Source organism: Phormidium sp. CCY1219 (assembly GCF_055795085.1).
Genome location: NZ_JAYFEQ010000613.1, coordinates 1 through 11,344, shown reverse-complemented (window position 1 = coordinate 11,344; position 11,344 = coordinate 1). Strand labels below are relative to the sequence as shown.

The following is an 11,344-nucleotide window of genomic DNA, read 5'->3' as shown; positions in this document are numbered from 1 at the left end:
ACTCTGAACGTAGCCCTCGTAGGGCTTAGGCTGGTCAGCTACCTAAAGTCAGGGGCTAGAAGCCCCGTCTCTTTAGAACGGGGTGCTGACAGGGCTACCTTCCATTCGAGAAATATATTATCGCAGTTTGCCCCTTGGCGGAAAAGGGAGCTAACTCCCGCAGGGTCTGCATGGGAATGCCCCAACTGTAACGAGTCATCTGGTCTCGCAAGGAGGCTTCCGGTTGGGACCCATCGGGATAAATATAAGGGTCGCCCCACAGGGGATAGGCGTGCATGCCGTGAATCCCCACCACTTCCCCCTGTTGGTTCAGCAATGGCCCGCCACTCATGCCTTTTTCGATTTCGTTCGTATATCCAATGCGATAGCCTCCCGCTAAGGCCCGGTCCAATACCCGCCACAGGGTTCCCTTGCGGAAGACAAACCCCTTCTCCCCCTCCCCGGAAAGACTGTCCCAGGGGAACCCGCCGGCAAACATCGGTTCTCCGGGGGTGAGATGGGTGCCTACTTGGGCAATGGCATAGTCTGCCCCGGGAGTGCGAAACTGCAACAGGGCCAGGTCGTTATCTTCCAGGGAAGGCCCGCGCCGCATCTGCGTGAGGGGATAGCGCCGCCCATCCGGCGTCTCTACCTGATAGGGCGGGGAAGCGAACCGCAATACGTGCTCGTTAGTCACCACGGTATATGTGGCCCCTTCCTGGCGAATCAAAATCCCGCTTCCCAGGGGTTCCTCGGCCAGGATTCGCACGGAAATCGACTGCGCCACCTGCTGCAAGTCCCTCGCCTGCGGGGTTGCCGCTGTGGGGGGCTGCTGGGGGCCGACGGTGGCGCGCTGCTGGGGGACTTCCAGGAGGACGCCCAGGGCGAAAACTCCCCCACAGGCTATCCCCAACCCCCAGCGCCAATTGATACCGGATTTGGCCCTATGCACCTGTTGCTACTCTCCTTCTGGGGTCAGGGTTGCCTCTTCTGCCGGCATCTGGTTCAGCCATTGGTCGATGTTATAGTAAATTTCCCCATTCACCGTGCGCGCCACTTGCTCCCCGTTTAATTCCAAGGTGCGCCCCGCCGCCAACCCCCGCATATCCAAGAGTCGCTGCGCCGCTTGATGGCGGTCCATCCCTGGAGATAGGGTAACGAGCAGGTTGTCTTCATTGCAGGCATTCCCCTGCTGGCGCACCGCACATAACACCGATTCGTTATTCACGATGCCGGTGCCTAAATACCGCATGCCGTTGTCGTAGTACCGCTCGAACCGTTTCGACACCTCGATACAGCGCCGCCGCGAGGGCCACTCCGGATTCGTATTGGAAACCCAGCTAATCATCGGCACGTTCCCGCGCGGCGTTCTGGCAAAGGTGCGGTATATGCCGCCGAGTTCGGCACAAAAATATTTGTCCGCTCCCGCCTCCGCCGGTTGCGCCACTGCTACCAGCGGCGCGATCGCCAGCGCCAACCCCATCCCGATTCGAGTCAATCTTCTATTTTTCATTGTCCGCTCCATCCCTGGCTGTACCAGGGTTTCATGGGTTTTAAGATATAAGCTGCCTAGCCTATCTCAATTATCTCGTTTTCCCCGGGTTTTGTCAAGCCCGCTGCCCCTCCAAGTGAGGAACCTTCAAACCCTCTATTCCTCACCTCCAACTCGTCCAACTCGTTCCCAGGCTCCTACCCATAACTGGTTCCCCCCAGGGGGGAACGACCCTCCAGAGCTACCGCCTCCCCCCCCAATCAATGCGATGCGATCGCATAACTTGTACCCTCGCTCATGTGAGCAATGCATAAATAGACAAAACCGGGATTTCTGATGCCACTCCAACCCGGTGGGGATTAAAATGGCGGGGGTTGCTAGAGGCATTAACCCAGAGAATTTAATCTCCGGGGTGTGTATTGCCTCACATAAAATAACCCGCGAACCGCACCCCTCCGCGCCCCCTGGGAAAAAATTGTAAAGAAAAATTTATGAACTTTTGTAAAATTTGCTATACCAGGGAGGAATCACCAAAACAGCCATAGGAGCATTTCCATGCTAGAGCTATATCAGTTTGAAGTTTCCCAATACAGCGAAAAAGTCCGGCTGATCCTGGACTACAAAGGGCTGGAGTACCGAAAAATCGAAGTCACCCCCGGCGTCGGACAACTCGAAGTCTATCAACTCTCCGGACAGCGACAGGTCCCGGTACTCAAAGATGGGTCTACCATCATCGCCGACTCCACCAACATCGCCAAATATCTCGACCAACAGTATCCGGACCGCCCAATTATCCCCACCGAAGGCAAACAGCGGGGACTGTGCCTGATGATGGAAGAATGGGCCGATGAATCCATCGGAACCAAAAGCCGCACTGTCTTATTTAGCGGAATCAGCAAAGACCAAAGCTTCCGCAGCGCCCTGTTACCCCCAGACACCCCGGATTTGGTGAAAAACCTGGTCGAAGCCGTCCCCCCGGATTTGCTCAAAACCCTCGGATTCGGTCTCGGCGCAACCCCAGAAGCCGTCACCTCGGCGGATGATTCTATCAAACAAGACCTAGAAGCCCTGTGCCTCATCCTAGAGGATAGCCCCTATTTAACCGGCGACGCGCCCACTTTGGCAGATTTTACTGTAGCGGGATTGTCCATCGTGCTGAAATTCCCCAATGGCCCGTATCTGGATATTCCGGAAAAACTTCGCGGTAAAGGAGTTCCCGGCATTGCGGACAATCCGCTTTACGAACCCTTTTTCCAGTGGCGCGATCGCCTCTACGCCGAATTCCGCAAACCCTTAGTCCCCGCCACCCCCATGCCCTCTGGCGACCAACGCCCCACCTCTATTGACATAGAATAAGGCTTTCCCACCCATATCCGCCGAATTGGATATGATTCTTTCCCAGGTTCCCGCCTGGGAATGCCTCCCCCGGGTGGGTATGCTTTCCCCCCGCCACTCAATCCACTCATTGCCCTTGATTGACAACTGACAACCAGCCACGTACACTCGAAACAGAATTTGCCCGCCGGCTGCTTCCATTCCTGCCAATTCCCCTTTGTCCCACCCGATATTTTTTGCCAAACCCACAGCAAACTCGAGATTTTTTCTACTCTATTGCGCTGAGGTCTATCGTTGCGCCGCAAAACCCAGTAGAATTTTCTATCAACGAGTCAACCGCAAAATTCCCTTGAACTTTTTTCATTCAATATTGCCGTATGAATCAGGATCAACCTTTAGGCTCAGTCATCCAAGGTTCTCTCAGCGACGGATTAGAAGTCAAACTGCATCCCGATGTTTTAGTTGAAGATATGCGTGTGGGAAAATTCCTCGTGGTGCGCGGGGTGCGATCGCATTTTTTCTGCTTGCTCACCGATGTTTGTCTCGGCACAACCAGCGATCGCATTCTCATCAATCCCCCCCACCAAGAAGACTTTTTCATGCAGGAAGTGCTCGCCGGAAGCAGCACCTACGGCAAAATCGAGCTCTCTCCCATGTTAATGCTCACCCCAGAAAACGAGCAAACCGGCTGGAGTCCCGAGTCTATCCTGAAAACCCAGAGTTCCAGACGCCAAAAGAACACCTCCTTAGCCTCCTATGAAGGCTACACCCGCGCCCCAATGGAGTTAACCCCGGTTAAAACCATTCCCAGTCATTTTTCCCAGGTTTACGACGCCACAGAACGGGATTTTCGCTTAGTCTTTGGTTGGGAAGATGACCCGCATCGCCGGAATTTCGCGATCGGTCAACCCCTAGACATGGAAGTGCCGGTTTGTATCGACCTCGATCGCTTTGTAGAACGCAGTAACGGCGTATTCGGTAAATCCGGAACCGGCAAATCCTTCCTCACCCGTCTGCTCCTTTCTGGTATTATCCGCAAACAAGCAGCGGTGAATTTAATCTTTGACATGCACTCGGAATATGGCTGGGAAGCCGCCACCGAAGGAAAACAATTCCGCACCGTAAAAGGCTTGCGCCAGCTTTTTCCCGGACAAGTGGATATTTACACTTTAGATCCAGACTCCACCCGGCGACGCGGAGTGCGCGACGCGCAAGAATTGTATATCGGTTACGACCAAATTGATGTAGAAGATATTGGCTTAGTCGCGCGGGAATTAAATCTCTCAGAAGCTAGTATCGAAAATGCAATTATCCTTCGCAACGAATTTGGCAACAGTTGGATTACCCAATTGTTAGCCATGACTAATGAAGATATCCAGAATTTTTGCGATGAAAAGCGGGGAAATAAATCTTCCTTGATGGCCCTGCAGCGCAAACTCGGTCGCCTGGACGAACTCAAATACATCCGCAATACTTGTCCGAAAAACTATGTGAAGCAAATTCTCGATACCCTGGATGCGGGCAAACATGTGGTCATCGAATTTGGTTCCCAGTCAAACATGCTTTCTTATATGTTGGCCACTAATGTCATTAGCCGCCGAATTCATAGAGCTTATGTGGAACAGTCGGAAATATTTTTGCAGACGAAAAATCCCAGCGATCGCCCCCGTCAATTAGTGATTACCATCGAAGAAGCCCACCGCTTTCTCGATACCGCCACGGTCCGTCAAACCATTTTCGGCACCATCGCCCGGGAAATGCGAAAATACTTCGTCACCTTATTAATTGTAGACCAGCGCCCCTCGGGTATCGATAATGAAGTCATGTCCCAAGTGGGAACCCGCATCACCGCTTTGCTCAACGATGAAAAGGACATCGAAGCTATTTTTACCGGGGTTTCTGGCGGTCAAAATCTCAAATCCGTCCTCGCCAAACTCGATTCCAAACAACAGGCGCTTATCCTCGGTCACGCGATTCCCATGCCGGTGGTGGTTCGCACCCGCGCTTATGACGAAAAATTCTATCAGGAAATTGGCTTTATGGATTGGGAAGGAATGCACAAAGATAGGGTATTGAGAGCGGCTGAATCGGCAAAAAATGATTTGGGATTCTGAGGGACAATTCCGAGGATAAATCGCAGGAATTAATGGGTTTAAATAGCACGGATTTCGATTCAACCTGCGATTTCAATCCCCCGCTTCAATAGGCCATTTTGTGGCAAAAACCAGGGTAATTTTTCCTCCGAAAATCGCGGCTTTTGGGTGGAGGAAACGGGCCGCCCCTACCTCACTATTAAGTTTTATGACGTTACTTAAGCAAGGGGAAAGTTACTCACTCAGCGGGAAATGGCATTTTGCCAAACGGGTAGAAACCCACTTGAATTGCGACGACGAAACGGTTACAATAGAAGTCATTCGTTTGCTCTTCATCCATCCGACGCGGGGTTGGCCATGCGACCACTGCCTGTATAACCGACGAAGAACGAAGCGATCGCCGGTAGTGCAGACCGGGGGAAATTCACCCTCCCTCGGGAACCGGGGTGGATTCCCCGTCGGAATGTAAACAATTGTAAAGAACTTCGGTAATGACCGAAGACGGCTCTGGATCCAAACAAAGAGATAAATCGCCGTTTTGGAAACATAACAGCCAAGGCATTTTAAATTCTACAGATTAGGGGGAAAAAGAGGGTGCTTAATCAATCGCTCTATTCAAACAAGCATACAGTTGCACAGGCGCAATCCGAACAAAAATCCCAGGGAAAATTTCGCCTCCTAAAAGGGGCGATCGGCGCAGGGGTTGGTATGGGATTGGCGATCGCCCAGACGGCGATCGGCGCGATCGCCTTTGAAAACGCAGCGCAGTCCATGCCCGCGCGGAACAACCCCGCCACCACCATCCCCCCCAGGGAGGAACCCACTGAGGGAGAAACCGCCATTCCGGAGGCCCCGGAATCCGACGCGACGGAAGAAACCGCCGTCCCACCCGAGTCCACCCCAGTTTCCGATGGAGTTTACCTGTACGGGCAATCTCGAGAACCGGAACAACTCGGGCAGGCATATATGGTATTCGAGCTGCGATCGGACCGACTTCTGGGAGCATTTTACATGCCACTTTCCTCATTTGACTGTTTTTACGGCAATGTGGAGGAACAGAAATTAGCGCTCACCGTAGTCAATAGCTACGATCGCACCCACCATCTTTACGCCATCCGCATCCAGGACTATCCAATCGCCGCATCTGGGGAAAATCCCACCCCCGACATGCCCAGATTGGAAGGATTCCATCCAATCCCCACCGTCAGCGACAACGATCGGCGGATTTTGGGGGTATGCAAGGAGAACTATCAAGACCAAATCTGGCCCGAGTAGGAAAGGTTGCAGGGGGTGGACAGCGATCGCCCCTATGTCCTCCCCCTGCGCCGCCATTAAAACTCGATTCCCGGTTGTGCCTTCACCCCTTGCTCGCGAAACGGATGCTTCACCAGGGTCATTTCCGTGACTAGATCCGCCCGCGCGATCGCGGCGGCGGGTGCGCCTCTACCAGTGAGAATCACGTGGGTATCGCCGGGTTTTTCCTCTAAACCGGCAAGCACCCGATCCACCGACAGATAACCCAGTTTCATCGCTACATTAATTTCATCGAGCAACACCAGTTTGTAGTCTGGGTTGCGGATAAACTGCAAAGCTTTTTCCCAAGCCGCGAGGGCCATTTGAGTATCGCGATCGCGGTCTTGAGTTTCCCAGGTAAAGCCTTCTCCCATCGCGTGGAACTCCAAGCGATCGCTAAACCGGCTGAAAATTTCTTTTTCCGCCGGTTCCCACGCGCCTTTAATAAATTGGACGATCGCCACCTGATAGCCATGACCGAGCGATCGCAGCACCATACCCAACGCCGCAGTGGTTTTTCCCTTCCCATTGCCGGTGTGGATAATCACCAGTCCTTTTTCGCGGTTTGCTGAAGCTAAACGCTGCGCTTGCACTTCCTTGCGGCGTTGCATCTTGCTTTTGTACTGCGCCGAGTTCAGGGAGGACTCGGATTTCTCGCCAGAGTCATCCACTGCTAAATCTTTTTGCCCTAAATCTGGATTTTGTTGCATAGCTCGTTCCTGGAACACCCTCTTTAGCTTACATCTGCCAGAACCATTCGCGATCGTGGCAAAACCAGCCCTCGAAACTTCCCCACAATCGGGCCATCCCCCCGCCCCCACTGACTTCCAGTCCCTTCAGGGTTAAGGTAAGTTTGGCTATAGATTAAGGATAGGTTAAATTAAAAATAAAGCCCCTTACACAATATCAGAGACTTTTGTCTTACTCTAAAAAAAACCCCGAGGGGCAAAATGGGAAGGGACGCCGGTTGCGCCCCCCCAGTGGCCCAGGTCATCGTTAACAAGCTTCTTAAGCTGGAGGAAACCATGTCAGAAAAATCTGATTTTCTATATCCTCGGAGTCGCTATTATGGCAAGTTCACGCCAGAAAATTTAGCCTTTGATGCAAATTTGCAAGAATTCACCCAAAAAGTCAATTTCATTTGTGGGTTAGAAACCGGGGGAAAAATTTCACCGGAAGAAGCCTACCAAGAAATTAAAAGCCTGTGGAAAGACTTGAAAAAAACTAAAAAGCAGTTAAGAATTGGAGAAATACCCAATGAAACCGAATAAAAAAACCACAGTGGGAAAGACAGAAACCCACCCAACAATGAGTTAAGTTTCTAGTTTGGGTCTCGCGAATTGTCGGGGACAACTTTCTACTATAAAAGCGGTAAACTGGCTGCATAGGTGTGAATGGGAAGTAAATCACTATGTTGCCAGTCAAACAAGCCGAAGCGATTGTTTTAGATTTAGTTCAACCCCTGGATGCCCAACGGGATAGGGAAAGTCTCGATCTGTTCTCTGCCTCGGGGCGCATTTTAGCCGCACCGATGGCGGGGGATTTAGACTTTCCCCATTGGGATAACTCAGCAATGGATGGCTATGCCCTGCGCTATGAAGATGTAGCACACAGTAGCGCCTCGCCCACCGTAGAACTGAAAGTCGTAGAAGAGATTCCCGCCGGGAAACCGCCCCAGGTAGAGATTCAAGGGGGCCAAGCGGCGCGAATATTCACCGGGGGGATGATGCCCCGGGGTGCAGATACGGTCATCATGCAGGAGAACACCCGCCGCCGAGGCGATCGCGTAGAGATTTTAGCCCCCCCATCCGAACCCGGGGAATTCGTGCGTCGCAAAGGCGCATTTTATCAAGCGCAAACCGAACTCTTACCCGCCGGAAGTCTTCTAGGGCCGCCGGATATCGCCGTTTTAGCTACCGCGCAGTGTACCCAAATCTCGGCATATCGACGTCCGAGGGTGGCGATTTTATCCACAGGAAACGAGTTAGTGCCACCAGGTCAACCCTTGCAACCCGGACAATTGGTAGACTCGAATCAATATGCCCTCGCCGCCGCCGTGGAAGCCTTAGGCGGGGTGCCGATCGCAATGGGGATTATTCCCGATCGCCCCGACGCCCTGGAAAACGCGATCGCCTCAGCTATGACTAAAGCGGATTTGGTCCTCTCCACCGGTGGCGTTTCTGTGGGGGATTACGATTATGTGGAAGAAATTTTAGAAAAATTAGGCGGTAAAATTCACATAAAACAAGTGGCCATCAAACCGGGAAAACCGCTGACCGTTGCTCGCTTTCACCGCGACCCCTTGTCGGTGGTTTACTTTGGCTTACCCGGAAACCCGGTGTCTGCCTTAGTCACCTTTTGGCGGTTCGTGCAACCGGCAATGAAAAAGCTAGCCGGCAAGGCATCCGGGTGGGAACCGATATTCCTGGAGGCGCGATCGCGACAAGATTTGCGCGCGGGGGGACAGCGAGAAACCTATTTGTGGGGTCAGCTACAGCAGGGGTCTAGCGGTTACGAATTTACCCTCGCCGGCGGGAGTCACAGTTCGGGCAATTTAATCAACCTATCCCAAACCACCGGGTTAGCCGTGGTGCCAGTGGGACAACAATTTATCGCCACCGGTGAAACCCTTCAAGTATTACCAATTGGTTCCCCGATTGTCGCCTAAATCGGCAACAATTGATGGTTTTCGGTTCCCAAATCGGTTCAGAAACGCCCAAGAATAGAGGTTAAAAAGATTATGGAGAGAGGTCAACGCCGCATCGGCATGGAGCAAGAATTCTTCCTCGTCGATGAAACGGGAGTTCCCTCAAATCGCGCCGATGAATTTTTGCAAGCTTGTCATCAACGGGGAGAAAAAGAAGGCGTGCATCCCCGCTATTTTGTCGGTGAGTGGGTGAAGGGGATGATTGAGGTGAATACCCCCCCAGCTCATACCCCCACCGAACTCGCCAGATCCTATCTGAAACATCTAAAACTGGCGATCGCCGTGGGCAAAACAATGGGTCTGCGACTCTATCCCCTCGCCAGTTATCCGTTGCACCTGATACCGGCGATTCGGGATAAGCTCAATTACCACCTACAGGTTCGCACCGTGGGCTACGAACGGTTTTTGAATGCGGGAAAATGTACGGGAACCCACCTGCATTTAGAAGTGGCACCCAATACCATCGATCCGCGCGTTGGGGTGTCCTATGAGTCCACAGCAGCGGCGCGCGCAGAATTGGTGAATATTTATAATTTGGCCACCGCCCTCGATTCGGCAGCGATCGCCCTGAGTCGGTCTTGTCCCTATTATGAAGGCAAAGCCTTCGGCTTAGCCTATCACATCGTTCGCTATCGCGGCAGCGACAAGTTTGGCTGGGAAGGAGTTTATACTCATTTGCCCTCCGTGGGCGGCTTGATGCCTTATGCCGATTCGGTGGAACGGTTGGTGGAGTTGCACTTCCAGCGGTATTATGCCTGGATGCGGGCAATGGATGAAGCGCGGATCGATCGCGACCTGTTTGGCAAGTCGGGCGGGAGTTTGCTCAAAGCCGGCTGGAATCCCGTGCGGTTGAATAATTTGGGCACAGTGGAAATGCGCGCTATCGATAGTAATTATCCGCAAGCGATTTTGGCGACGATCGCCCTGATTTATCATGTGGCGTCCCGAGTGCAGCGCGATCGGATCGCCGTGCAACCGAAACCGGGAGTGTGCAAGTTTGAATTGAACGGCGATCGCCTCTCGGTGCCGCCGTTCGAATACATGAATGGAGAATTGCTTTATGCGGCGGTGACCGAAGGGGTCAACAGTGCTATGGTAAAAGCCTATTTGGATTCGATTCTCGAATTTGCGGCGGACTCTCGCGACCCGCAAGCTAATGAACTCGAAGCCCTGTTGCTGTTTGATTTGGGACAGGATCGAACCACGGAAGCGGAAATCTTAGCCGAATTTCCCCCCGTCAGCGATCGCCTCTCGCGCGAAGAGGGTTTGCGTCTGGTGCGCTTTGCCTGCGATCGTCTAGAGGAACAGGTGGATTCCCTTTCCCAACAAGCTCCCCTACAATCTTTGCCCGAGGTTCCCCTCTCCGACAGCACCCCGGCCTAAAACATCTAATTTGCTTACCTCACCTTTTGATTATTTAACTCGTTCCCCCTGGGGGGAACGCACTTACTGAGACTCCGCAGAGATGCGATTAAAAGAATCGAGCCGCATCGGGTCTATTCATTCTGTTGAAATTTTATGCAATTTAAAAGTGCGAAGGGAGAGGGAAGCCCAGGCCATTTCTCTACTCTTCGCATTCATACATCCGGCGGCGAATCTCACGGGTCGATCGCTTTTTCAGGGAGGGAATGGACAGGGGTTGCGCGCCGACGCCTAAGGATTGAGGGGGTTGGACTCCTTGCATGCCATCGAGGAGAGCATCGCGCACCGCCCCATCGGTTTCGCGCGCGAGCATGACGCGAAAATACTCGGCAATTTCTCGACGGGTGGAGCGATCGCTTCCTTTCATCAAGCGGGTCATCTGGCGCACCGCAATCAGACGTTTCAGGGGGTCGGCATCGCCGAGATGAAAGGATAAATCGTTTAACGTGGCTTCATTTTGGTGGGTTTTGGAATTCATCAGTTGCCACACCACCAGGATTAAGGTAGCCATTGTGGCTACACCTTGGAGAATCGCACCGGTTGCCAGCCAAGGATTTTCTGCCGCCAGCCAAATGGAAACCGCCATATAGGTGCTAAAGGTGGTTAATCCGCCAGTGCAGACCGCGATCGCCATGTGACGATTGGCTCCGTGCAACCATCGCCGCAGTTGGGACCCCACTGCCTGCCAGTCCCAGTCCTGCATTAAATATACTAACAGCATCACCACCACGCCCGCACTGGTGGCAATCAGCAGTTTCCAATTCCAGATCAGCAAAGCGATCGCCACGGTCAGCGCCAACAGCCAACCGCTGCTTCCCCGGTATTTCTGCCGAGAAAGCTGCTTTAAAACTTTCATATCCGCTCCAATTGAGTTTAAATTTCGGATTAAATTAACCAGTTGCTGCTTATTTGATGACGCCTTTGCCACGTTTTTTTACCTAGTTACTGTCATCAGAAATTAGGGTTGGTAAGGGGGAGAACGGAAACCCTCGTCATTTATGCGTAGGGAGGAGTTCTCCCCCC

11 protein-coding genes are annotated in these 11,344 nt (G+C 52.7%); 7 read left to right on the top strand and 4 right to left on the bottom strand.

Annotated features, from left to right (window positions below):
• Positions 1-94: 94 nt before the first annotated feature.
• Together AC0QH1_RS17245 and AC0QH1_RS17240 are read right to left on the bottom strand one after the other, a co-directional pair.
• Entirely contained in the window at positions 95-931 is an 837-nt protein-coding gene (locus AC0QH1_RS17245) for a S1 family peptidase (RefSeq protein ID WP_324632474.1), read from the bottom strand.
• 6 nt (positions 932-937) lie between these two features.
• Entirely contained in the window at positions 938-1,492 is a 555-nt protein-coding gene (locus tag AC0QH1_RS17240; RefSeq protein ID WP_324632473.1) for a COP23 domain-containing protein, read from the bottom strand.
• A 534-nt stretch (positions 1,493-2,026) separates the two neighbouring features.
• Here AC0QH1_RS17240 and AC0QH1_RS17235 point away from each other — a divergent pair.
• The 4 genes from AC0QH1_RS17235 to AC0QH1_RS17220 all read left to right on the top strand — a co-directional run bounded on the left by AC0QH1_RS17235 (position 2,027) and on the right by AC0QH1_RS17220 (position 6,174).
• Positions 2,027-2,827, top strand: a complete 801-nt coding sequence (locus tag AC0QH1_RS17235; protein WP_324632472.1) for a glutathione S-transferase family protein — start codon at positions 2,027-2,029, stop codon at positions 2,825-2,827.
• A gap of 356 nt (positions 2,828-3,183) precedes the next feature.
• The gene (locus AC0QH1_RS17230; protein WP_324632470.1) at positions 3,184-4,920 is read left to right on the top strand and encodes an ATP-binding protein; all 1,737 of its coding nucleotides are present in this window, start codon (positions 3,184-3,186) and stop codon (positions 4,918-4,920) included.
• A 187-nt stretch (positions 4,921-5,107) separates the two neighbouring features.
• Positions 5,108-5,368 (top strand): hypothetical protein, encoded by a 261-nt coding sequence (locus tag AC0QH1_RS17225; RefSeq protein WP_324632469.1) that lies wholly within the window; start codon positions 5,108-5,110, stop codon positions 5,366-5,368.
• 125 nt (positions 5,369-5,493) lie between these two features.
• Complete coding sequence (locus AC0QH1_RS17220; protein WP_324632468.1) at positions 5,494-6,174, top strand: hypothetical protein; 681 nt, start codon at positions 5,494-5,496, stop codon at positions 6,172-6,174.
• A gap of 56 nt (positions 6,175-6,230) precedes the next feature.
• On the opposite strand, the gene cobO is transcribed toward AC0QH1_RS17220, so the two are convergent.
• Positions 6,231-6,902 carry a cob(I)yrinic acid a,c-diamide adenosyltransferase gene (gene cobO / locus AC0QH1_RS17215; RefSeq protein WP_324632467.1) on the bottom strand — a complete coding sequence of 224 codons (672 nt, stop codon included), beginning with the start codon at positions 6,900-6,902 and terminating at the stop codon, positions 6,231-6,233.
• A 315-nt stretch (positions 6,903-7,217) separates the two neighbouring features.
• Here cobO and AC0QH1_RS17210 point away from each other — a divergent pair, with 315 nt between their 5' ends.
• The 3 genes from AC0QH1_RS17210 (at position 7,218) to AC0QH1_RS17200 (ending at position 10,282) form a co-directional block, all read left to right on the top strand.
• The gene (locus tag AC0QH1_RS17210; protein ID WP_324632466.1) at positions 7,218-7,463 is read left to right on the top strand and encodes a DUF7219 family protein; all 246 of its coding nucleotides are present in this window, start codon (positions 7,218-7,220) and stop codon (positions 7,461-7,463) included.
• Positions 7,464-7,603: 140 nt separating this feature from the next.
• A complete protein-coding gene (locus tag AC0QH1_RS17205; RefSeq protein ID WP_324632465.1) occupies positions 7,604-8,860 on the top strand; it encodes a molybdopterin molybdotransferase MoeA in 1,257 nt (418 codons plus the stop codon).
• 72 nt (positions 8,861-8,932) lie between these two features.
• Positions 8,933-10,282, top strand: a complete 1,350-nt coding sequence (locus AC0QH1_RS17200) for a glutamate-cysteine ligase family protein (protein ID WP_324632464.1) — start codon at positions 8,933-8,935, stop codon at positions 10,280-10,282.
• 181 nt (positions 10,283-10,463) lie between these two features.
• Here AC0QH1_RS17200 and AC0QH1_RS17195 read toward each other — a convergent pair whose 3' ends face one another.
• The gene (locus AC0QH1_RS17195; RefSeq protein ID WP_324632463.1) at positions 10,464-11,177 is read right to left on the bottom strand and encodes a hypothetical protein; all 714 of its coding nucleotides are present in this window, start codon (positions 11,175-11,177) and stop codon (positions 10,464-10,466) included.
• Positions 11,178-11,344 lie beyond the last annotated feature (167 nt).